Origin of the sequence: Pedobacter sp. ASV12 (genome assembly GCF_016429155.1) — a bacterium.
Classification (GTDB): domain Bacteria; phylum Bacteroidota; class Bacteroidia; order Sphingobacteriales; family Sphingobacteriaceae; genus Pedobacter.
The window spans coordinates 1-23493 of the sequence record NZ_JAELUC010000068.1 but is presented as its reverse complement, the minus strand read 5'-3'; the positions used below and the strand labels follow the sequence as shown (position 1 = coordinate 23493).

At 43.0% G+C, this 23493-nt stretch carries 22 protein-coding genes and 1 pseudogene; 13 read left to right on the top strand and 10 right to left on the bottom strand.

What is annotated here, in order from left to right; all coding sequences use genetic code 11:
• Window positions 1–79: 79 nt before the first annotated feature.
• From JHD69_RS14830 to JHD69_RS14815, 4 genes and pseudogenes are all read left to right on the top strand, one after another.
• Window positions 80–1180: pseudogene (locus JHD69_RS14830) on the top strand (MiaB/RimO family radical SAM methylthiotransferase); the annotation flags it as partial.
• Between the two features lie 143 nt (window positions 1181–1323).
• Complete coding sequence (locus JHD69_RS14825; protein WP_199141125.1) at window positions 1324–2478, top strand: prolipoprotein diacylglyceryl transferase; 1155 nt, start codon at window positions 1324–1326, stop codon at window positions 2476–2478.
• Window positions 2479–2480: 2 nt separating this feature from the next.
• Window positions 2481–3269 (top strand): inositol monophosphatase family protein, encoded by a 789-nt coding sequence (locus JHD69_RS14820; RefSeq protein ID WP_199141124.1) that lies wholly within the window; start codon window positions 2481–2483, stop codon window positions 3267–3269.
• A 16-nt stretch (window positions 3270–3285) separates the two neighbouring features.
• The gene (locus tag JHD69_RS14815) at window positions 3286–3888 is read left to right on the top strand and encodes an XAC2610-related protein (protein ID WP_199141123.1); all 603 of its coding nucleotides are present in this window, start codon (window positions 3286–3288) and stop codon (window positions 3886–3888) included.
• A gap of 106 nt (window positions 3889–3994) precedes the next feature.
• Here the strand turns inward: JHD69_RS14815 and JHD69_RS14810 are convergent, their stop codons facing one another.
• From JHD69_RS14810 to JHD69_RS14795, 4 genes are all read right to left on the bottom strand, one after another.
• The gene (locus tag JHD69_RS14810; protein ID WP_199141122.1) at window positions 3995–4546 is read right to left on the bottom strand and encodes a NifU family protein; all 552 of its coding nucleotides are present in this window, start codon (window positions 4544–4546) and stop codon (window positions 3995–3997) included.
• Window positions 4547–4673: 127 nt separating this feature from the next.
• Window positions 4674–6020, bottom strand: coding sequence for an adenylosuccinate lyase (purB, locus tag JHD69_RS14805; RefSeq protein WP_199141121.1), 1347 nt, complete (start codon window positions 6018–6020; stop codon window positions 4674–4676).
• Window positions 6021–6156: 136 nt separating this feature from the next.
• A complete protein-coding gene (locus tag JHD69_RS14800) occupies window positions 6157–6375 on the bottom strand; it encodes a PG1828 family lipoprotein (protein WP_199141120.1) in 219 nt (72 codons plus the stop codon).
• Window positions 6376–6464: 89 nt separating this feature from the next.
• Window positions 6465–6662, bottom strand: a complete 198-nt coding sequence (locus JHD69_RS14795) for a hypothetical protein (protein ID WP_199141119.1) — start codon at window positions 6660–6662, stop codon at window positions 6465–6467.
• Between the two features lie 238 nt (window positions 6663–6900).
• Between JHD69_RS14795 and JHD69_RS14790 the strand changes: the two genes are divergently transcribed.
• The 5 genes from JHD69_RS14790 (at window position 6901) to JHD69_RS14770 (ending at window position 10538) form a co-directional block, all read left to right on the top strand.
• The gene (locus JHD69_RS14790) at window positions 6901–7467 is read left to right on the top strand and encodes an RNA polymerase sigma factor (protein WP_199141118.1); all 567 of its coding nucleotides are present in this window, start codon (window positions 6901–6903) and stop codon (window positions 7465–7467) included.
• 4 nt (window positions 7468–7471) lie between these two features.
• Window positions 7472–8557, top strand: coding sequence for a S1C family serine protease (locus JHD69_RS14785; protein WP_199141117.1), 1086 nt, complete (start codon window positions 7472–7474; stop codon window positions 8555–8557).
• Window positions 8558–8634: 77 nt separating this feature from the next.
• Window positions 8635–9558: a DUF72 domain-containing protein gene (locus JHD69_RS14780; protein WP_199141116.1), complete on the top strand. Its 924-nt coding sequence runs from the start codon at window positions 8635–8637 to the stop codon at window positions 9556–9558.
• A gap of 56 nt (window positions 9559–9614) precedes the next feature.
• Complete coding sequence (locus JHD69_RS14775) at window positions 9615–10250, top strand: peroxiredoxin (RefSeq protein ID WP_199141115.1); 636 nt, start codon at window positions 9615–9617, stop codon at window positions 10248–10250.
• 90 nt (window positions 10251–10340) lie between these two features.
• Window positions 10341–10538, top strand: coding sequence for a cold-shock protein (locus JHD69_RS14770; RefSeq protein WP_199141114.1), 198 nt, complete (start codon window positions 10341–10343; stop codon window positions 10536–10538).
• A 62-nt stretch (window positions 10539–10600) separates the two neighbouring features.
• Here JHD69_RS14770 and JHD69_RS14765 read toward each other — a convergent pair whose 3' ends face one another.
• The 6 genes from JHD69_RS14765 to JHD69_RS14740 all read right to left on the bottom strand — a co-directional run bounded on the left by JHD69_RS14765 (window position 10601) and on the right by JHD69_RS14740 (window position 18380).
• Window positions 10601–13606, bottom strand: coding sequence for a glycosyltransferase family 117 protein (locus JHD69_RS14765; RefSeq protein WP_199141113.1), 3006 nt, complete (start codon window positions 13604–13606; stop codon window positions 10601–10603).
• A 213-nt stretch (window positions 13607–13819) separates the two neighbouring features.
• Window positions 13820–14998, bottom strand: coding sequence for a THUMP-like domain-containing protein (locus JHD69_RS14760; RefSeq protein WP_199141112.1), 1179 nt, complete (start codon window positions 14996–14998; stop codon window positions 13820–13822).
• Window positions 14999–15090: 92 nt separating this feature from the next.
• The gene (locus JHD69_RS14755; RefSeq protein ID WP_199141111.1) at window positions 15091–16359 is read right to left on the bottom strand and encodes an aspartate kinase; all 1269 of its coding nucleotides are present in this window, start codon (window positions 16357–16359) and stop codon (window positions 15091–15093) included.
• Window positions 16360–17169 carry a DUF3298 and DUF4163 domain-containing protein gene (locus JHD69_RS14750; protein ID WP_199141110.1) on the bottom strand — a complete coding sequence of 270 codons (810 nt, stop codon included), beginning with the start codon at window positions 17167–17169 and terminating at the stop codon, window positions 16360–16362.
• Window positions 17170–17177: 8 nt separating this feature from the next.
• On the bottom strand, window positions 17178–17648 hold the full coding sequence (locus JHD69_RS14745; RefSeq protein ID WP_199141109.1) for a GNAT family N-acetyltransferase: 471 nt from the start codon (window positions 17646–17648) through the stop codon (window positions 17178–17180).
• 42 nt (window positions 17649–17690) lie between these two features.
• On the bottom strand, window positions 17691–18380 hold the full coding sequence (locus JHD69_RS14740) for a YggS family pyridoxal phosphate-dependent enzyme (protein WP_199141108.1): 690 nt from the start codon (window positions 18378–18380) through the stop codon (window positions 17691–17693).
• Window positions 18381–18452: 72 nt separating this feature from the next.
• Between JHD69_RS14740 and JHD69_RS14735 the strand changes: the two genes are divergently transcribed.
• The 4 genes from JHD69_RS14735 (at window position 18453) to JHD69_RS14720 (ending at window position 22859) form a co-directional block, all read left to right on the top strand.
• Window positions 18453–18929: a DUF4296 domain-containing protein gene (locus JHD69_RS14735; RefSeq protein WP_199141107.1), complete on the top strand. Its 477-nt coding sequence runs from the start codon at window positions 18453–18455 to the stop codon at window positions 18927–18929.
• Window position 18930: 1 nt separating this feature from the next.
• The gene (locus JHD69_RS14730; RefSeq protein WP_199141106.1) at window positions 18931–21300 is read left to right on the top strand and encodes an endonuclease MutS2; all 2370 of its coding nucleotides are present in this window, start codon (window positions 18931–18933) and stop codon (window positions 21298–21300) included.
• Between the two features lie 167 nt (window positions 21301–21467).
• Complete coding sequence (locus tag JHD69_RS14725; RefSeq protein WP_199141105.1) at window positions 21468–22169, top strand: CoA transferase subunit A; 702 nt, start codon at window positions 21468–21470, stop codon at window positions 22167–22169.
• Between the two features lie 30 nt (window positions 22170–22199).
• Window positions 22200–22859: a CoA transferase subunit B gene (locus tag JHD69_RS14720; RefSeq protein WP_199141104.1), complete on the top strand. Its 660-nt coding sequence runs from the start codon at window positions 22200–22202 to the stop codon at window positions 22857–22859.
• Window positions 22860–23493: the final 634 nt, after the last annotated feature.

The following is a 23493-nucleotide window of genomic DNA, read 5'->3' as shown; positions in this document are numbered from 1 at the left end:
CCCCCCCCCCCCCCCCCCCCCCCCCCCCCCCCCCCCCCCCCCCCCCCCCCCCCCTTTTAGATGTGTATAAGAGACAGCCATTGTAGGCTGCTATGCCCAGTTAAAGCCTACAGAGATTGCCGAAATAGAAGGCGTTGATATGGTTTTGGGCGCTGCCGAGAAATTCAGGATCGTGGAGTTTATTACCGATTTGACCAAAAAACCAAAAGCTGTTGTTCACCAGCAGCCAATTGAAAAAGTTAACCATAATTTTATAGCGGCCTATTCTATTGGCGATCGTACCCGTACCTTCCTCAAAGTTCAGGATGGCTGCGGCTACCCTTGTACCTATTGTACCATTCCATTGGCACGTGGGGGCAGCCGGAGCGATACCATTGCAAACGTGGTGAACCGTGCACAGCAGATTGCACAAAGCGGCGTAAAAGAAATTGTGCTTACTGGCGTTAACCTGGGCGATTTTGGCATCAGGGAAGGCAAAAGAGAAGACCGCTTCTTCGATCTGGTCAAAGCTTTAGACGAAGTAGAAGGCATCGAGCGTATTCGTATTTCTTCTATCGAGCCGAATTTGTTGAGCAATGAAATTATCGAGTTCGTGGCTACATCTAAGCGTTTTGTGCCACATTTCCATATCCCGTTGCAATCGGGCTCTAATAAAATTTTGGGCCTGATGAAAAGACGCTACCAACGCGAGCTTTATACCGAAAGAGTAGCCAAAATTAAGGAAGTAATGCCCAATTGCTGCATAGGTGTTGACGTCATTGTGGGCTTTCCAGGCGAAACACAGGAAGATTTCTTAGATACCTACCAGTTTTTGAATGGATTAGACGTTTCTTACCTCCATGTTTTCACCTATTCAGAACGCGAGCAAACCGAAGCCGCTGCCATGAAAGGCAAAGTAGCCGGCAGTACCCGTTTCGAACGCAACAAAATGCTGCATATCCTTTCCGACAAAAAAAGAAGGGCTTTCTACGAATCGCAGGTAGGCGCAATTGGACAAGTGCTTTTTGAAGATGACCAGAAAAATGGATTTATGCATGGCTTTACCAAAAACTATGTAAAAGTGAGGGCCAAATACGATCCAGTAATGGTTAACGAACTTAAGAACGTTAAATTGCTTGGTTTGTCTGCCGATGGCGAAGTAGACGTGGAAGAAGCCGAAACCTTGGTGCATAGCCACTAACGCACTCATCCCTGCGCTCTTCCAGCTATAAACTGGCCAACGGGCTTTGGGCTTTTGTACTTCGCCCCACAGACTATAGACTTCCAACTTCCCGACTAAAACTAGCAACTTTTTCCTATCTTCGCCTAAACAACATTTGATATATGTTTCCTACCGTTTCCCATTTTTTATCCTATCTTTTTGGCATTAATCTGCCCTTGCCATTTAATACTTTTGGCGTTTTTGTAGCCTTGGCTTTTGTGGCTGCTTATTGGGCATTTACCAAAGAATTCAAGAGAAAAGAAGCCCTGGGCGTTATTCATCCGATTAAAAAAAGGGTAACTGTTGGCAAGCCGGCTTCTGCACTGGAGCTGATTACAAATGGTATTTTTGGTTTCATTATCGGCTATAAGGTACTTTATGCCATACTTAATTATAAGGTTTTTGTAGACGATCAGCAGGGCGTACTACTTTCTGCCAAAGGCAACATGTTGGGCGGTCTTATTTTGGCAGCCGTATTTATATATTGGGCCTATAAAGAGAAAGACGCCGCAAAATTGCCACAGCCCAAAGAGGTTGATGTGGTTGTACATCCTTATGAACTGATGAGCAATATGGTAGTTTGGGCAGCAATTTGGGGCTTTTTGGGTGCCAAAATTTTCGATAACCTGGAGCATTGGGATACTTTTGTACAAGATCCGCTGGGTGGTTTGTTTGCCTTTACCGGACTTACTTTTTATGGCGGACTGATTTGTGGCGGGGCGGCCGTACTGTATATTGCGCGCAAAAACGGCATCAAGCCCTTGCATATGCTCGATATCGGTGGGCCAGGTATGATGCTGGCCTATAGCGTTGGCCGTATTGGTTGCCATTTGGCTGGCGATGGCGATTGGGGTATTGTAAATTTACATCCTAAACCTTTTACTTGGTTGCCAGATTGGTTATGGGCCTATACTTATCCCAATAATGTAGCCAGAGAAGGCGACCCTATTGCCGGTTGCGTTGGCCGTTATTGCAACGAATTGGCCAATCCGGTTTACCCAACACCTATTTATGAAGTGATTGTGGCTTTTTTGATCTTTCTTTTCCTTTGGAAAATCCGCAAGCAGCTCAAATCGCCGGGCATGATGTTTGGAATTTACCTGATGCTAACCGGGGTAGAACGCTTCTTTATCGAATTGATCCGGGTAAATTCTAAATATGTCGTAGCCGGAGTTCCATTTACCCAGGCAGAGCTCATCTCGTCGCTATTGTTTATTGGCGGATTGGCACTCGTCATTTATTCGAACAAAAACAGAGAGAAACTCAAAAGCTACTAAACATGAATTACGAATTATTATGCTCGAAAGTGATAGCGGTTACCCGCTTAACGGGTAATTTTATTCGTAAGGAAGCCATGTCTTTCGATGCCAATGCAATAGAGTACAAAGGCCTCAACGATTTGGTATCTTATGTAGATAAAAACGCAGAAAAGCAGATTGTAAAAAACCTGACTAAAATTTTGCCCGAAGCAGGCTTCATCACCGAAGAAGAGACCGAAAATGTTAAAGGCCAAACCTATACCTGGATTATCGATCCGCTGGATGGAACCACCAATTTTATCCATGGCATACCCACCTATTCCATTAGCATTGCCCTTTACGAAAACGACCAGCCGGTAATTGGCGTGGTTTACGAAATTAATAGGGGCGAAATGTTTGCTGCTTATCGAGGTGGAGGCGCCTACCTCAACAACAAGCCTATCCGGGTTTCGCAAAACAACAACCTGTCTAAATGCTTGTTGGCTACCGGCTTTCCGTATTACCAATTCGACAAACAGCCGCAATATATACAGCTTTTTACCGAAATGATGCAGCAATGCCATGGTTTAAGGCGCATCGGCTCTGCCGCGGTCGATTTGGCCTATGTGGCCTGTGGCCGTTTCGATGCGTATTTCGAATATAACCTCAATTCGTACGATGTAGCGGCCGGAGCCTTTATTGTGCAGCAGGCCGGAGGAACCATCCTTAATTTTTCGGGAGGCGAAGAAATTTTCGAAACCCGCGAAGTACTGGCTACCAATGGACAGGTTACCGACGAAATATTGAGTACAATCAAGAAGTACTTCTGATTTTAATCTGATCGATATGGGCAGGACCATTATCATTTTGATTTGTCTTACGGTGGGCTGCGTTTTCTTCACCCATGGCCAGCAGCGGTTATTGGGACATTCTCAAAACAATTGGCAATATATTTATCCATTTGCCGATAAAAATTATGTCCTAGCCATACAATATAATAGCGATGCTCCTCTTCATGAAGACAACACGACGATCTATTTCTGCAAGAAAAACGGAAGTATAGATGTTGTTTATTGGAAAGAGCGTCTGTTTACCACCAAAATAGCAAATAATTACGAATATGTAGATTATAATAATGATGGGATAAAAGATGTGATTCTTTTTACCGGGACCGGAGGTCGTGGTGGAAATTCTTATTATTTGTTGTACCTGGTCGACCCCAAAAAACATACGCTTACCAAAGTGAAGGGCTTCGATAATATCGCTAATCCCAGTTACGATCAAAAGCATAAGGTTATTGTGGGCTATGGCCTATCGGGAGAAAATTACTATAGTTTATATCGTTTCGATCAAACCAATAAGATTTACCAAATCGGCAAAGCCTTTAAAGATACAGACAAACTAGATTTGGATACAAAAATCAAGGAAATTCTCAAAAAGCATCAGTAAAGAAAAAGGCCCGATACCGGGCCTTTTTTATTTCTAGCGATCGTTTGGTAGGGAGTAGTTTAGCAATTAAGCAGACCACCGACATTAAACAATAGCAGTTATTCTTTTATAATGCTTCAGAAACCACTTCCTTCACTTCGGGAACCATGCGTTGCAACAGGTTTTGAATGCCCGATTTTAAGGTAATGGTAGATGATGGACAGCCGCTGCAAGAACCCCTCAGTTCTACAGTTACCACGCCCTCGTCGAAAGATTTGTAGCTGATGGCACCACCGTCTTGCTCAACCGCCGGACGAACATAGTCGTGCAGAATCTGTTGGATTTTGATTTCGATATCGCTGCCTTCAAAATTTGGAGCTTCTTCAGCCGTGTTTTCCTTGATTTTCAGTTCAGCTTCAACTGCACCTTTCACAAACTCTTTTAAAATCGCTTCGATATCGCTCCAATCTGCATCGTCTGTTTTGGTAATGGTTACAAAGTTGCTGGCAAAGAATACGCCGTTAACAAAGTTGAATTTAAACAGTTCTTTGGCAAAAGGAGAGTGTTCAGCGCTTTCTTTTGTTGCAAAATCCTCGCTGCCATTAATCAAAAGTTTATTGACCATAAACTTCATGGTAGCTGGGTTCGGGGTCTGCTCGGTATATACGTTGATTGTCATTGTCTGATGAATTTAGATTACAAAAATAAATCAAATGCAACTAGACTGTTGTCTGTTTTAGGTCAATTTAAGCAATTTAGCACGATTTATAAAGAAATCGTCTATTCTTCGCCTCCAACCTTCTGCCTTAAAATATTCCAGTATAATTAAACGGCGTAATCTGCTTCAGTTCGGCCTTAATCGTATCGTTTACTTCAAGTTCGTCGATAAATGCAGCCATGGTTTCGGCAGTAATTTTTTGGTTGGTCCTGGTGAGTGCCTTCAATGCCTCGTAAGGATTTGGATAAGCCTCTCTTCTCAATACGGTTTGGATGGCTTCGGCTACAACAGCCCAATTGTTTTCCAGATCGGCCGCAATCGCTTCGTTGTTCAATAAGATTTTGTTCAGTCCTTTTAGCGTAGAGCTGATGGCAATGAGGGTATGCGCCATCGGAACGCCCATATTTCTGAGCACGGTCGAATCGGTTAAATCGCGTTGCAGACGGGAAATAGGCAACTTGGCGGCAAAGAACTCAAACAAGGCATTAGCCACGCCGGCATTGCCTTCGGCATTTTCAAAATCGATAGGGTTTACCTTATGGGGCATAGCCGATGAACCCACCTCGCCAGCTTTGATTTTTTGCTTGAAATAATTTTTAGAGATGTAGGCCCAGATATCGCGGTCCAGGTCAATAATAATGTTGTTGATCCGTTTCAGCGCATCGCATTGCGCAGCAAACTGATCGTAATGTTCAATTTGTGTAGTGTATTGCGCACGGTTCAAGCCTAAGATCTGGTTAACGAAGTTGTTCGAAAAATCAACCCAATTGGTTTGAGGATAAGCGATATGGTGTGCATTAAAATTGCCCGTCGCGCCACCAAATTTGGCACTGTGCGGAATGGCTTTCAACGTTTGGAACTGTATGTTTAAACGTTCGGCAAAAACCATAAACTCCTTGCCCAGTTTGGTAGGAGAGGCCGGTTGGCCGTGTGTATGCGCCAGCAAGGGAACATTGGCCCATTCTTTGGCCAAGTCGCTGATTTTTTGGATAAGCTCGGTGAGCGCCGGGAAATAAGCTTCCTCCAAAGCTATTTTAAAGCTGTAAGGAATAGCTGTATTGTTTACGTCCTGTGAGGTTAAGCCAAAGTGGATAAATTCCTTGTAGGCTTGCAGGCCCAATTCGTCGAATTTGGTTTTGATAAAGTATTCAACCGCTTTGACATCATGGTTGGTAATGCTTTCAGTGTCTTTAACCGTTTGCGCATCGGTATCGGTAAATTGTTGGTGGATGGCACGCAGCTTCGGAAAAAGCGTGGCGTCGAATTGTTCCAGTCCAGGAATTTTAGCTTCGCACAAAGCAATAAAATATTCTATCTCTACAAAAACACGGTATTTGATCAGGGCAGACTCAGAGAAATATGCAGCCAGTTTGTCGGTTGTTTTTCTGTAGCGCCCATCAATTGGAGAGATGGCCTGGAGCGGAGATAAATTCATTTGAAAGGAAAATTGATACAGCCGCAAAGGTAGCATTTATCAGGCATTTTTGATAGGCTAAATATTGCAAAATACCTAGAATCAAAAAAGCCGAAGAAAATTTCCTCGGCTTTTTTATGCGTTTAAAAACTATTGACTAGTGTTTAGCAGCTTCTTTAACTGAATCAGCAGCTTTTTTAGCAGTGTCAACAGCAGCTTTAGCAGTGTCAACAGCAGCTTTAGCTGAATCTACAGCAGCGTTAGCTGAATCGATAGCAGTTGAATCAGCAGCAGTTTCTTTTTTCTCTGAGTTACAAGCAACTACTGATAAAGATAAAGCTAATGCTAAGAAACCGAATTTGAATAAGTTTTTCATTTTAATTTTCTGTTTAAATAATTAATTAATTTTACTCTTAATACCGCAAAGGTAAAAAGGTAACCCTGCAAATGTAAAAAAAAGTTAAATTATTTTTTTTCGGTCTTTTTTGTAGTATCAATAGGGTTTTTAAGGGTGTCTGCTTTTAAAGAATCCACTTTAGGCGAGTCGATAGCGGTACCGTCTTTTAAATTTTGAGCTCCGTTTTTAGGTTTGCCAAAATCGCAAGCGATTACCGATACGCTTAATACCAAAGCCATAAAGCCAAATTTGAATGCATTTTTCATATTGTTTTCGTTTAAATTGATGAATAGGTTTTATCGTTAATGCACGGAATTTTAAAAGGTGACCCCGAAAATATTTTTATTTTTTTAGCAGGTTACCATTGCCTTAATTTGGTATTAAGGCTTGGCGCTAGGTAGTGTAAATGTTGATAGGTCTGACAAAGAAGATCGCTACCTTGCCACAAAAAATAATTTTTTTGGCTATCATTGGGTTACCATTCACGTTTAAATGTATTAATTGGTGAGTATTAAGTTAAGCAGTTCAGTTCCAACAGATAGAGAAGTAGTATTAGGTATACTCAACAACTCAGAAGAAGCGCTAAATAAGTTGTACGCGGGCTATTTCCCGATGGTGCTTCAGTTTATTCTGAACAATAATGGCGATGAAGACGATGCAAAAGACGTATACCAGGAAGCCATCATTGTATTGTATAATAAAATAAAGAACGGCAATTTTGAGCTCAGCAGCAAGCTAAAAACCTATTTGTATTCGGTAAGCCGGCGCATCTGGTTAAAAAAGCTGACGCAACAGCGCAAGAAGACCAACAACATTGCCGATTTTGAAGACGTACTGGCCATAGATGAAGATGTAGAGCAGCATGAGCAAAAAGACATGCAGTTCGACAAGATGAAAGTAGCCTTGGAAAGCCTGGGCGAACCCTGCAAAACAATTATCCAGGATTTTTATATCCATAACCTGTCTATGCAGGATATCTGTGAAAAATTTGGCTATACCAATACGGATAATGCCAAGACACAGAAGTATAAATGTTTGCAACGATTAAAAAAGTTGTTTTTTCAACCATAATATAATGAGAAACGAGATAGAATTAGAATCGATTATTGAAGATTACCTCAACGGCAAACTAACCCCCGAAGAGCGTATGGCCTTTGAGCAACTCAGAAGCAATGACCCCATTGTCGACCATAAAGTAGTTGCCCATAAGGTATTCTTGGATTCGATGAAGCAGTATGCGAATATTTTGTTGCTGAAAGAACAAATGGATGCCGCGCACGACCAAATCGATGTGGCCGCCATTAGCGAAAAAGTTAAACCTCATCCGTCGCGCGTGGTAAGGATATGGCGAAACAACAGATCGGCTATTGCCGTTGCCGCTTCTTTTTTGATTTTGGCTGCTGTTACTTTATTATCTTACTACGCACAAAGGGAGCAACAAGGAAATATCAAATTGCTTGACAGAAGAATTGATAGACTAGATAAATCTCAAGGCGATATCATCAGGGTGATTACCAGCGATGCAAAGCATACGAATAGAACGCCGGCTAAATTTGGAGGTACGGGCTTTGCCGTTTCGAGCAATGGCTTTATTTTAACGAATTACCATGTCATTAAAGGCGCAGATTCTATTTATATCCAAAATAATAAGGGCGTATCATTCAAAGCAAGAAAGTTTTATGTAGACCCTATTAATGATATTGCTGTCTTAAAAGTGAATGATAATTCGTTCAGAAATCTGGGAATTTTACCTTATAGCATTAAGAAATCAGGTACAGCTATTGGCGAAATGGTTTATACCATAGGCTATCCTAAAGATGATATCGTACTGGGCAATGGCTATGTAAGCTCTAAAACCGGCATGAATGGCGATAGTTTAGCTTACCAAGTTGCTATTTCGGTAAATCCAGGCAACAGTGGTGGTCCTTTGTTAGATAATAAAGGAAACATTGTCGGGGTAATTAACGGCAAAGAAGAGAAAACAGAAAATGTAGCCTTTGCCGTAAAATCTAAATATATCATGGAAGCGTTGAATTCGATCCCCCAAGATTCGTTGAGCAACCGGGTGGCCTATGGCAAAAGAAGCACATTGCAGGGGCTTGAACGGAATAGGCAGGTTACTAAAGTACAGGATTATGTTTTCATGATCAAAGTGTATTAACAGTCCCAAAATATTAAAATTTGAAAACCCCGAAACTTTAGGTAGTTTTCGGGGTTTTGTTTTAAATTCAGTAGCATATGGAATTTGGAAGAGTTGCCGAAGAAGCGATCAATACGATAGATTTTACTTTGCCACCCGATGGCGAACAAACCCTTTTAACCTTGGCCAAACTAAAGCCAGTAGCCAATCCGCAGTTCTACGTGGGCTGTGCCAAATGGGGACGAAAGGAGTGGAAGGAGCTCATCTATCCCAAAAAAACAAAAGAAGCCGATTTTCTGGGTGAATATGTCAAGCATTTTAATTCGATAGAACTGAATGCCATTTTTTATAGCCTGCCCAAAGAAGAACAGATCTTAAAGTGGGCCGAACAGGTAAAGGCCAATACCAATGGCGACTTTATGTTTTGTCCCAAGTTTTCGAGAACCATTACCCATCTCAAGCGCCTCAAGGATACCGATTACCTAACCGACGAGTATATCAAGGCCATTAGCGCCTTTGGCCAATACTTGGGCCCTTGTTTTTTACAGGTAAGCGATAATTTCGGTCCGAACAACATCAATGTATTGGCCAGTTACCTCGAAAAACTGCCAGCCGATTTAAAGGTGTTTGTAGAAGTAAGGCATCCCGATTGGTTTAAGGGCGAAGCCAGAAAAGCATTGTTTAGCCTGTTAGCCAGGCTGGGCAAGGGGGCGGCCATTACCGATGCCAGCGGTCGGAGAGACTGCGTACACATGGAATTGCCCACACCAAACGCTTTTGTAAGATTTGTGGGCAATGGCGGTTCGTACCTGGATTCTGATAAGGCCAGGGTAGACGAGTGGGTGGTAAGATTGAAGAGTTGGCTAGACCAGGGACTGGAAAACATCTATTTCTTTTTGCACCAGCACGACGAGGCCGACACGCCTTTAATAGCAGATTATACCATACAAGAATTCAATAAGCACCTGAAAAGCAGCCTGCCCCGCATAAATTTTATTACACAACAAAGAGGATTGTTTTAATTCAGTTTAGTAACTTCACCGCATACAATTGATTTTTTAACCTAAAAACCAAAGCCATGAGTTTAAGAATTGGAGATACCGCGCCCGACTTTAAAGCTATAACTTCTATCGGAGAAATAGACTTTTACGATTACCTGGGCGACAGCTGGGGCGTGCTGTTTTCGCACCCGGCCGATTATACGCCGGTTTGTACCACCGAATTGGGCAGAACAGCTGTCTTAAAATCCGAATTTGACAAAAGGAACGTGAAAGTTCTGGCTTTGAGCGTCGACTCGGCCGAATCGCATCAAGGCTGGATCAAAGACATTAACGAAACCCAAAATACAATTGTCGATTTTCCGATTATTGCCGATCAGGACAGGAAAATTGCCGATGCCTACGATATGATCCATCCCAATGCTTCGGAAACGATGACCGTACGTTCGCTGTTTGTGATCTCGCCCGACAAAAAAATAAAGCTGATGATTACCTATCCGGCCTCAACCGGACGAAATTTTACTGAAGTGCTCCGGGTTATCGATTCCTTGCAGCTTACCGCCGAATATAGCGTGGCCACACCTGCCGATTGGAAGGATGGCGAGGATGTAATTGTGATGAACAGCATCAAAACCGAGGATATTCCGGCCAAGTTTCCGAAAGGCCATCAGGTAATTAAGCCTTATTTGCGCACTACACCCCAACCTAACAAGTAATTTTCAAATAATATTTCTTTTTGAATTTTTTGTAATTAACTTTAATTCAGTAACTATTTAATAATCATCTTATACAATTACACAATTTTTATGAGTACCGGAAAAGTAAAGTGGTTTAATACCCAAAAAGGTTATGGATTTATCATCTATGACGGAAACAAAGAAATTTTTGTTCACTTTAAAGATGTTGTGGGAGGAATAGATGCGATTAAAGAGAATGATGAGGTAGAATTTGAAACCGCTGAAGGCAAAAAAGGTTTACAGGCTGTAAACGTTAAAAAAGTCTAATCTGGTCTAAAAAATTTTTACATAGCAAAGCCTCCCGATATTACATCGGGAGGCTTTTGTTTTTAGCTCAAGCTATTGGTAAATCGGGTTTCGTAGTCTTTGAGCTGCTGTTTGAACATTTTATTCAGGTCTATTTGTTTGTGGTCTTCCGTAATTTTGTCTAAGCTCTGCAATACGTACATGCCTCGTCTGATATCATTGATAAAGGCACGTTGCTCTTCAGGCTTCAACGAAAGAATATATTCGAACTCCTGCGCTAAAAATCCAGTAGTTTCTTTGGCGATTTGGCTAGCCCGTTGATTGTCGTTAACCAGGTAGAGGTTTTGTACCAGGGAAATCTTGTTCAGCGTATCCATAATGGTGTAATTCTTTAACGGCAGCTCTTTTATGCTTTTGTTGATGACCTCCTTGGCTTGGGCAATGCTGTTTTCGTGGATTAAATTCGCACTTAAAGTATTGGCGTAAGTCCAAGTGCCCTGCAATACCCTTCTGCTTTCTGGATCGATGTACTTAGCTTTTTTAAAGCCTCCCAATTCAAAATTTTTGTAATGTTTAAAGGCCAATTGATTATTGGTTTGTTCGGTCTTGTCGGCATCTTGGTTAGGCTTTAAAGGCAACAAGCGGTAGGCATAGCCTTCCATATAAAGGTATTTGTCTAGGCCGATGTAAGTGTCGTCTGAAACCGATGTGGCGAAGTAAATTGGTCTTTTCCATTGATTGTGCACAATGATATCGAACATGGCCAAATCACTTTTCAAGGCATAGTTTTTCTTGAATTCCCATTCCATTTGAGGCGCAATTTTATCCTTGTCGGCCAAGGCTACGGTTTGGGTAGCCAGAATTTGGGCTGGATCTATTTTTAGCTTGAGTTTTTGCGTAGGCAGGAAGTTTTCGTAGCTGCCGTCGTTCATTTGCACTTTGTCTTCTTTGTTGTCTGAAGTAAGCACCGCCAGAAGATCGGCCAGTTCAACGCTGTCTTTAATGCCATAATCTACATAAGGCATGTAATCTCTAACCCCTTCCTTGTATTGGTTATGCACCATGCTAATTGGCAACGGGGCCGAAAGGTGCTGCTGTTTTTTCATTTGGTCAAGAAAAGCCTCAGAACCTAAAAATTGCAGGCAAATCACCCTTACATCGGTGCGGATTCCCTCTACCTCTTGCGCATACCAAAGCGGATAGGTATCGTTATCGGCATTGGTAAACAAAATGGCATTAGGTTCGCAGCTGTTGAGGTAGTTTTTGGCCATGTCTAAAGCGGTAGTTTTGCCACTTCGGTTGTGGTCGTCCCAGCCACGGGCAGCCATCAGCACAGGCACAGCCAGCATACACACCAAAGTGGCAATAGCCAAGCTTGCCTTGTTCGAAGCAATACGTGCCAACAGTTCTTTCACAGCCAATACACCCATGCCAATTAAAATGGCGAAGGCATAAAACGAACCGATATAGGCGTAGTCGCGCTCCCGTACCTGCAAAGGGTCTTGGTTAATGTAAAGGATAATAGCCAAGCCGGTACAAAAGAATAGCAATGCAACCACCAAGCCGTCTTTTTTGTTGTTGCGATAGAGGTAAACCATCCCTAAAAGTCCCAATACCAGTGGCAAGCCATAAAAAAGGTTGTAGCCTGCATTTTCTTTAATGCTTGGTGGCAGCTTATCCTGATTGCCCAAATGCAAGGCGTCGACTGGTTTAACGCCACTGAGCCAGTTGCCCTGGTGTATGGCGCCTTGTCCCTGCTCATCGTTTTGGCGGCCTACAAAGTTCCAGGCAAAATAACGCCAGTACATAAAGCCCATCTGGTAGCTGTTCATGAAACTTAAATTCTGCCAAAATGTTGGGGTTTGACCATCGGCAAGTCCCATCCAGCTCTGGTAAAAATTCACGTGGCTTGGTTTGTCGCTATAGGTACGAGGCAAAAAAGTATTATTGTCGTAAACACGTTTGTAGGTTTTGCCGCTTTCTTCGTAGGTTTTGTCGCCCTTGCGGTAGGTAACGCCTGTTTCTTTGGTTTCTACGGGTTTTGAATTGTAAAACTGCCCGTACAATAAGGGCTTGTCTTCGTATTGCTGCCTGCTCAAATAACCGAACAGCGAAACAGGAGTATCAGGATTGGAAAGATTGATGTCGGTTTTGGCATTGGCGCGGATAATGATCATGAAGTAAGAGCAAAAGCCGAATATCACCAAAGCCAGGCTCAGCAAGCCTAAGTTAAGCTGGTAATATCTCTTTTTGATACTGTAATAAATGCCATAGCCCAAAGCCAAAGCGAATAAGGCTACAAAAGCCAATGCGCCAGAACCAAAGCCTAAGCCCAAACTGTTTACAAATAGAATATCGAATTTAGAGGCGAAGAGCACAAAATATTGGATAACGCCAAACTGTACAATCCCCAACAAAACACAACCAATTAAAAAGGCTTTTGCCATGCCCCAAAAGGTAGGCTTGTCTTGTTTCCTGAAATAATAAACCAGGCTGATTGCCGGAATGGCCAGCAAGCTCAATAAGTGGATGCCGATAGAAAGTCCAATCATGTACGCAATGAACAAAATCCATTTGTCGTTCATTTGCTGTTCCCATTTCAGGATGGCCCAAAAAACAATGGCTGTACAGAGGGTAGAAATGGTATAAACTTCAGATTCTACGGCCGAAAACCAAAATGTATCTGAAAAAGCGTAGGCTAATGCCCCAATAGTACCAGCGGCCATCATGCTCCATAATTCTGTTGTATTTAATGTTGTCGTGTCTTTTTTTACGATTTTTAAGGCAATGGCATTGATGCTCCAGAACAAGAACATAACAGTAGCTGCGCTTGAGAGCACCGAAACTAGGTTTACCCAATAAGCTACTTTGCTCAAATCGCCGGCCGCCAATAGCGAAAACATTCTGCCGATCATTAAAAATAAGGGTGCGCCAGGCTGGTGGCCAACTTGAAGCTTGAAAGAAGCCGAAATAAATTCGCCACAGTCCCAAAAGCTTACCGTAGGCTCCATACAGAGCCAATAAGCTAGCGCGGCAAGCGCAAATACGACAAAGCCAAGGGCATTGTTCAAGCGTTTAAATGTTTTCATGAGTTTAGTTTAAGGTTTAACCAAAAATACCCTATCCGTTATGGCCGACTTGTTAAAGGATTGTTAAAAAGTGTTAAAAGTGAGGAAGTTGAATGAGGGGGGAAGATGGGTTTAAAGCAAAAGACTAAAGCTGAAAAATCAAAACCTACTCATCCAGAAAGGGTGAAGCCTACTGTGGCAGATAGCTAATTGCACCAATAAACCAATGAACTTCTAATAATGTTGCAAAATCTTGGCTTTGATGGCCCAATTGCCTTCGTGGGTTTGTGTGAAGATAATAAAATGGTCGTGATTGGGTTTGATTTTGTATTTTTTGACTAGGTTTTCTGCCTTTTCAGGAAAATTCCTCACAATAACATTGCCCACTAAGTTTTTTTCTTTTTTCAGTTCGTTTAAGGTAAGTCGGTTTTCGATCTTAAAAATACGACCCGGAAATTCTGGTAAAAACAAGTCACTTTCGTATAACTGAGTATGTTGATGCAACTTATGCAAACCAAAACGTGCGCCAATGAGGTTAAAAGCACCACTTTTGAGCAGGGCTACATCAGGTTCGTAAAGGTAAGCGGATGGTTGATAGCTGGCAACGGCCATAGGTTTATGGAGTTCGCCGAGTTGAAAGGCGAATATCTTTTGCTCGTCGTTTAAAGTGGCGCAAATTACCTGCGGATCGGCGGTAAAATTTTGGTCTATCACCCAAAGCAATTCCTTGCATTCGTTTTTTACGCTTACAATATGGATTTCGCTCACGTTTTTCAGTTCGGCAAGTCCGGCAGTGATATCGAGCAGGGGAGCAGTTTTGATGATGATGCGTTTGGCTTTTGCCAGGAGCAAATCCAAATGTTCGGTTACATCGGGTGTGCAGTCTTTGAGCCTGAATACCTTGCTGCTTTGGTGCCGACGGGCCGGGTCGAGGTATATGGTATCGAATTGTTGCGTGGTGCTTTTCAGGAAATCAATTCCATCAATAGCTAAACACTCCATGTTGTAGGCGCCTAACAATTGTGCATTATGTGCGCTGATGGCCGAAAGTTCCGGGTTGATTTCGCAACTGTAAACCTTTGCTGTTTTTTGGGCAAAAAAGAAACTGTCAACACCAAAACCGGCGGTCAGGTCTAGCAGGGAGTGGCCTTGAGCCAATTGGGCTTTGTATTGCGCAGTGGTTTCGGATGAACACTGCTCAATTGATAACAGTGGCGGATAATAAATTCCTTCTTGCGCATACCAGCTTGGCAGCTTGTGTACCGATTTTTTTTTCGCCGCAATCTGTCCGGCCAATTCTGCCGAGCTCACTTCGCCAAAAGGCGATTTTAGCAACGCAATTTTGCTTACATCGGCTTGGAGATTATTGCTGATGTAGGCCTGAACTTCGCTATCGAGGATATGTTTGTTCATTTTGCATATTGTGATGGGCGTAATTCAATTTACAGCTGGCGTTTAACTTGCTACCTTCAACTTTGAACCCTCAACTTTGAACTTTTAATATATCAAGCCTTATCCTTCATCACCATTTGGCAGGTATGGCGGCTTTTCACTTCTAAAAGTACATCTTTATTAACCGTTACACGATCAATGGTTTGTTGGTTATAGTAACGGATGGTCACCAGCTCGAGTCCGCTGTTGTATTTTACCTTAAAGCTTTCCGATAGGTCGGCAATGAGCCGTTTGATTTTCTGCTCATCGTTGTCAACGCTAACCGAAAAACTGATGGCCGAGTTGAGCATGGTATTTACTTTTACCCGGTTGCGGTGCAATACGTCGAAAATGTGGCTCAAGTTCTCTTCGATAATGAAAGAAAAATCCTTCGGGAAGATGGAAATCAGTACTTGGTTTACCTTAAAAATAAACGAAGGTATTGGCAGAGGCGTTTGTGTGGTGGTAATGGCTGTTCCTTCGGCTTCTGGCTGGATAAACGAACGTACATACAAGGGAATGCCCTTGTTTTGGATAGGTTTGATCGTTTTTGGGTGGATTACCGTGGCGCCGTAATAGGTAAGCTCGATGGCATCGTGGTAAGAAAGCTGGGCTATTTTTTCCGTTTCGTCGAACCATTTAGGGTCGGCGTTCAACACACCTGGCACGTCTTTCCATATTGTCATCGATTCGGCGTTTAAACAGGCACAGAAAATGGCGGCCGAATAGTCGGAACCTTCTCTGCCCAAAGTACTGGTAAAATTTTCGCTGGTGCCCCCAATAAAGCCTTGCGTAACCACAATGCCCTGTTCTAAAAAGCTAGGCAGGTGTTTTTGGATCTCCTGTTCGGTTTTATCCCAAAGTACATTGGCTTCGCGGTAGGTATTGTCGGTTTTGATGTAGCCACGCGCATCTGTCCAAATGCTAAAACAGCCTACTTGGTTCAAATAGGCGGCCACTATTCTGGTCGATACCAATTCGCCAATCGACACGATCTGGTCGTACAGGTAATCGGGGCCATCACTGGCTTCTTCTTCCAAAAGCCATTCAATTTCTACAAAAGTATTGGCTACGTCGTTGTAAACTGGATTTTTATGGTCTTCGAACAGTTCGTTGATGATGTTGAAGTGAAAGACCTTGATGTCTTCAAAAAGCTGTTGCGTATTTTCATCGCCTTTTACAAAAGCCCAAGTAAGTTCCTCGAGCTTGTTGGTTGTTTTGCCCATGGCCGAAACCACAATGAGCAATTCTTTATCTTTAGCGTGATTTTGGACGATTTGGGCTAGATTTTTAACGCCTGCTGCATCTTTAACAGAAGCGCCACCGAATTTGAATACCTGCATTTAATGAGTTGGGGTAGGTGTGAGAAGCGAATTTGGTTTGGCAATTTGCTGCAGCTGCGCAAAAGGAATGGTCAATATTGTTCTTCCAGCTGCGTAGGCATCAATTTCGTAGGCGTTGTATAAAAATACCAGGCCTTTATCGCTTACATAAAAATTTGGGGGCAACCTAAAAATGCCCTTGTCGAAATAGAATTTGCCCTCCAGGCTCTCTGTAGGACTTAGTTTTTTGTCTTTCCTGAAAATGCTTTCGGCCACTTTAAGCAAATCGGCCATTTTGCCGGGTTGGATGAGGCTGTCTAAAACCACAGGCAAATTGGTTTTGGGATTGTAGTTGATATACGAAACCATGGTGTTGCCATGTGCGCCACCCGTATAATCGGCATGGGTATGCTCCAGCGCGATGTAGTTGCTGGTTTGGCGCAATACTTTAATGTCGATGAGCAAATACCACCATTGGCCGGTGTTGGGTTCTTCTTTATAAAAATCGTCGTAGCCTTTGATAAAGCTGCTGGCGATATCGAGGTACGAAGTTGCTTTTTCTTCTTTGGCAATATAATCGAAAACCTGTCTTTTGATGTAGTTGTTCAGGCTGTCGTTTTTAAACGTAGGAAACCTGATGACGGCATTGGCGGTGTCGGCATATTCGTTTTTGCCCGGCTTGACCAGGTTTTTGCTCAGCACTTTTACCGAATCGTAGGCATAAGTCAAAGTATCGGCTGGTACAGCGGCACTTTCGCCCGATTTTTCTGGCTTGTTTTGGCAAGAAGAGATTGCCATCCCGGCAACGAGTAATAATCCTAGTTTTTTCATGTTTGTTTCTAGTTAAATTGGTGCAGCTGTTCTTTTGAAAACGAAGCATTGAGCCACTCGTCTTCCAGGCGGGCTTCGTATTTATTGTAAAAGTTGATGGCCGGTTCGTTCCAGTCGAGCACTTGCCAGGTCATGCCGTTATAGTGGTTGGTTTTGGCTTCTTCTATTATCTTTTCGAACAAAATCTTGCCAATACCTTTGCCTCTATAGGCTTCGGTTACAATAAAATCTTCTAAGTATAAACGACAGCCTTTCCAGGTTGAGTATCTGGTGTAGAACAAAGCAAAGCCGATAATGGTTCCGTGTTCTTCGGCCACAAAGGCTTTCCAAACCGGCTTTTGGCCAAAACCAGCGTCAATAAATTCGTCGAGGGTTACGGTTACTTCTTCCGGTGCTTTTTCGTACAGTGCCAATTCGTTGATTAATTCGAGCAAACGCGGGCAATCTTCTTTTACGGCGGTCCTGATCTGGATATTCATAGGGTATTTTTTTTGTTGTTAAGATAAGGCAATAAGCATGTGTTATTCGGCTTTCCAATGCTTGATTACCCTTTTGCCAAATATATTGCTTCCGATGCGAACCATAGTGCTGCCTTCTTCAATGGCCAGTTTATAATCGGCCGACATGCCCATCGAAATTTCCTTGAAATAATCGTCTTTTCTAAAAAAGCTCATTTTAAGGCCGTCGAAAAGCACTTTTAATTCGTTAAATTCCACTTGTGTTTGTTTTTCGGTGGCATTGTTGGTCGCAATGCCCATCAGGCCTATAATCCTCACGTGCTTGAGTTCTGCAAATTCGTCAGCACGTAACAGCTCAACGGCCTCGTCAAACTGTAAACCGAACTTGGTGTCTTCATCGGCAATGTAAATCTGCAACAGGCAGTCGATTACACGATTGTTTTTGGCCGCTTGCTTGTCTATTTCCTTTAATAATTTTAAGCTGTCAACCGATTCGATGAGCTTTACAAAAGGGGCGATGTATTTAACTTTGTTAGTTTGCAAGTGGCCAATCAAATGCCATTCGATGTCTGGTGGCAGTTGTGCCTGTTTATCAACCATTTCCTGTACCAGGTTTTCGCCAAAAACACGCTGCCCGGCATCATAGGCTTCTTGCACCGCTTCGGCAGGATGGTTTTTAGAAACGGCAACAAGCTTTACGCCATCGCTTTCTATCTCACTTTTATATTTTAATATTTTATCGGCAATGCTCATTTATCAGTATTTTTGGTAAAATTAACAACCTTAGCTCAATTTGGCTAAGAAATTAGAAAGGTTTTGTCAATAATGAAAAGATTTTTTGCCGTTTTATGGGTGTGCTCGGGGCTATATGCCTGCAAGCCAGGTATCCCCAAAGAGCTTATCCAGCCTGATAAAATGGAAAAGGTACTGTTCGATATCCATGTGGTAGATGGCTATATCAGTACCATGTCGCCAGGCGCTGATAGCACCAAAAAAATAGCATCGGCTTTTTATAAGGGTATTTATAAGAAATTCCAGATCGATTCTGCCCTTTACAACCAAAGCATGAACTATTACTATCAGCATCCAGACATCCTCAAAAAAATATACGATAACGTAACCACGCAACTCAATAAAACAAAAGAGAAGCAACTGAAGACCCTGCAAAAGGCAACCGACACGGTAAAGCCGGCCAAAGCGGGAGCAAAACCGGCAAAGGATTCTATTGGCCAGGCCCAGGAAATGCAACCGGTTAAGCTGCCGGTTGAGGTACCTAAAAGTGCTTCCACACCCCAAAAGTAATATGTTATATCCAGATAATTGCCAAGAGAGATTAGGTTTTAACGAAGTGAGGCAAATGGTGCACCAGCATTGCCTAAGTACCATGGGACAGGCCTTGGTGAGCAAGATGCAGGTCATGACCAAGCACGACCAGATCAACAAGTTTCTGCGCCAAACACACGAATTCAAAAGCATCTTGGAAAACCAAGAGCCCTTACAGATCAGTACCTTTTTTGATATTAAGGTACTGGCTGATAAAATCAAAGTAGAAGGAACCTACCTGGTTGAGGAAGAACTTTTCCAGATTTATGCTTCCCTGCAGACCGTATTTTCGGTTTTGCGATTTTTTGAAGAACGCGCAACGGTTTACCCGAATTTAGAAGCGCTTTTTGAACATTTGCCTATTGAAAGGAACATCCTTAAAAAAATAGAGGGTGTTTTAGATGCTAAAGGCAAGATGAAACCAAATGCTTCGCCCGAGTTGCAGGATATTACGGCGGCCATAGCCAAAGGCGAGCAGGAAGTGCGTAAAAAGATGGATGCCATCTACAAAAATGCGATTGCCCAAAATTGGGTTGCCGATGGTAGTTTAACCGTTCGCGATGGACGCATGTGCATCCCGGTATTGGCCGAAAACAAGCGAAAGCTCAAGGGTTTCATCCACGACGAATCGGCCAGTGGCCAAACCGTTTACTTGGAGCCCGAAGAGGTTTTTACGCTCAACAACAAGCTGCGCGACCTCGAATTTGACAGGCGCAGGGAGATCGTAAGGATTTTGATTGCGCTGACTACAGAACTGAGGCCCTATACACCGTTGTTGCTGTCGTACCACGGCTTTTTAACCAAGCTCGATTTTGTAAGGGCAAAGGCCTTGTTTGCCATCGATATACAGGCCGCCATGCCGGTGCTGCTCAAAGAACCCAAAACCAGGCTGGTTAACGCCCGCCACCCTTTGCTGTTGCTTTCTTTTGCGGCAGAAAAGAAAACGGTGGTGCCCTTAAATATCCACATCAACGAGAATTTGAGAATTGTTTTGGTTTCTGGACCAAATGCCGGTGGCAAATCGGTATGTATGAAAACCGTGGGGCTTTTGCAACTGATGCTGCAAAGTGGTTTGCTGGTGCCTGTCGACGAAGGGAGCGAAATGGGTATTTTCGATCAGGTTTTTGCCGATATTGGTGATGACCAGTCTATCGAATCCGATTTGAGTACCTACAGTGCCCACTTAACCAAAATGCGCTACTTTGTGGCCCATGCCTCGCCCAAAACACTGGTTTTGATAGACGAGTTTGGAACAGGTACCGATCCACAGTTTGGTGGGCCAATGGCCGAAGCCGTTTTAGAAGTGCTCAACAGCAAGAAGGTGAGGGGCGTAATTACCACGCACTATTCTAACCTCAAGCTTTTTGCAGGCCATACCGATGGTTTAGAAAATGCCTCTATGCTTTTCGACAACAGTAAGATGAAACCGCTGTATGTGCTCGATATTGGCAAGCCAGGCAGTTCTTATGCCTTCGAAATTGCGCAGAACATTGGTTTGCAACCCGAAGTATTGCAGCTGGCTAGAGAAAAAACCGGAGCGAGCCAAAACAGCATCGACAGTCTTTTGGTTAATTTGGAAAAGGAAAAAAGACAAGTGCACGAAGCAAAAGTTGCCTTGGCCAATCAGCAAAACAAAGCCAAAAACCTGGTGGCCGAAAACGAGAAACTGAAGCAGTTCTTGGAAGAAAACAAAAAGGTGCTGATTAAGGAAGCTAAGCTCGAGGCTCAAAATATTATTAAGGAAGCCAATAAGCTGGTAGAAAATACCATTGCCGAGATTAAGGAGAAGAAAGCCGATAAAGTAGTCACTCAGCAATTGAGGCAAAACCTTCAAAAGAACCTTGCCAAAAACGAAGTAAAGGAAGAACGCAAGCCGGTAGTGAGTTTCGATGATTCGGCCATAGAAGTAGGCGATTGGGTGCAACTGATCAATACTGAAACCAACGGACAGGTATTGGAAATCAACCGCGACAATTTGGTGTTGGCTTTGGGCGACCTGCGTTCGGTGGTGAAAAGGAACAAGGTGCAGAAAATCAGCAACCGACAAGCCAAAAAAGCTGTACAAAGCAATTCTTATGCAGGAAGGATGAATGAAGCCATCACCAATTTTAAACCCGAACTCGATTTGAGGGGCATGCGTGGCGAAATGGCCTTGCAGGAAGTAGAAAATTACCTCGACAAGGCGATTATGCTGGGTTTTCCTTCCATCAAGCTGATCCATGGCAAAGGCGACGGTATCTTAAGAAAACTGATACGCGACTACCTTAAAAAATATACCGAAGTAACCCGCTTGGAAGACGAACATGCCGACAGAGGTGGCGATGGCATTACTTATGTATATTTAAGTTAAATGGCTAAGCTATTTATGGCTTAAAATAATCGAAATTAAAGTGGCTTCACTTGCTGTTTGAGCCTTTTTCGACCCATACTTAGTGTAAAACTTACATAGTTGTAATCTCTTAAATGATTTGGAAGACGGGCAATATCTTGCTAATTTAGCCCAAAACACACGATTATATGATTAATAAAGTTGTAGCTGGGCCAGATGAGGCGATCAAAGATATTCATGACGGACAAACCCTGATGCTCGGCGGTTTCGGCCTTTGTGGCATTCCTGAAAACTGCATTGCAGCTTTGGTAAAAAAGGGAGTAAAAAACCTAACTTGTATTTCAAACAATGCGGGTGTCGACGATTTTGGCATCGGCTTGATGTTGCAGACCCGTCAGGTTAAAAAGATGATTTCCTCTTATGTGGGCGAAAATGCCGAATTCGAAAGGCAGTTGCTTAGTGGCGAACTGGAGGTAGAACTTATTCCGCAAGGTACTTTAGCTACGCGTTGCATGGCTGCCGGTTACGGTATGCCTGCCATTTTTACACCAGCAGGCGTGGGCACCGAAGTGGCCGAAGGTAAAGAAACCAGAAACTTTAATGGCAAAGATTACCTGATGGAATATGCTTTTGATGCTGATTTTGCTTTGGTTAAAGCCTGGAAAGGCGATACGGCAGGCAACCTGATCTTCCGCTCTACGAGTAGGAATTTTAACCCGGTAATGGCCATGGCTGGCAAAGTTACCATTGCCGAAGTAGAGGAACTGGTAGAAGTAGGTATGCTGGATCCCGATCACATCCATACGCCTGGCGTGTATGTGCATCGTATTTTTCAAGGCAAAAACTATGAAAAAAGGATAGAGCAACGTACAGTGAGAAGCAAGTCATAAGTGGTAGTAAATAAGCGATAGCAGCAAGAAATGTTAGATAAAAACGGAATAGCGAAAAGAATCGCTAAAGAAATCAAAGACGGTTATTATGTAAACTTGGGTATTGGCATCCCTACTTTGGTAGCCAATTATATTCCTGAAGGCATCAATGTGGTGTTGCAGTCGGAAAATGGCTTGTTGGGTATGGGGCCATTTCCTTTTGAGGGGGAAGAAGATCCAGATCTGATCAATGCCGGCAAGCAAACCATTACCACTTTGCCAGGTTCTTCGATCTTTGATTCGGCCATGAGTTTTGGGATGATCAGGGCGCAGAAAATAGACCTGACCATTTTGGGCGCCATGGAAGTTTCTGAACACGGCGATATTGCCAATTGGAAAATTCCAGGTAAAATGGTGAAGGGAATGGGGGGCGCCATGGATTTGGTGGCTTCGGCCAAAAACATTATTGTAGCCATGCAGCACGTCAACAAGGCGGGAGAGAGCAAACTGTTGCCCTCATGCACCTTGCCTTTAACCGGCGTAAAATGCATCAAAAAAATCGTGACTGAATTAGCCGTTTTAGATGTGTTACCTGAAGGGGGCTTTAAGCTGTTGGAACGTGCACCTGGGGTAAGCGTAGATTTTATCAGAAACGCTACTGCAGGCAAACTCTTTGCCAGCGACGATATACCTGAAATGGTGATTGACTAAATCGAATCGCTTTGTTCTACATTAAGGAATGATCATGTTTTGCCATAGATTAGCAGATTTCAGGTGGTTTGATTTTGCCATGAAGGCCTTAGTGATTTGTTTTTTTATTGGTGCGCCATCAAATTTTTCGAATTTCAAACCGTAAAACCATTACCTGATGCCATAGAATGCTTATTGCCCTTAATTCCTTAATGGTTGGTTCTATGGGAACACCGATTGCGGTCGTGTTTGCCACAGATTGCCGGATTTCAGGTGGTTTGATTTTGCCATCGAAGGCTGTAGGGATTTGTTTTTTTATTGATGCGTATCAAACTCTTTTCGAATCTCGAACGGTAAAGCCATTGCCTGATGCCATAGAGTGCTTATTGCCCTTAATTCCTTAATGGTTGGTTCTATGGGAACACCGATTGCGGTCGTATTTGCCACAGATTACCGGATTTCAGGCAGTTTGATTTTGCCATGGAGGCTTTAGGGATTCGTTTTTTTATTGATGCGCATCAAACTCTTTTCGAATCTCGAACGGTAAAGCCATTGCCTGATGCCATAGAATGCTTATTGCCCTTAATTCCTTAATGGTTGGTTCTATGGGAACATCGATTGCGGTCGTGTTTGCCACAGATTACCGGATTTCAGT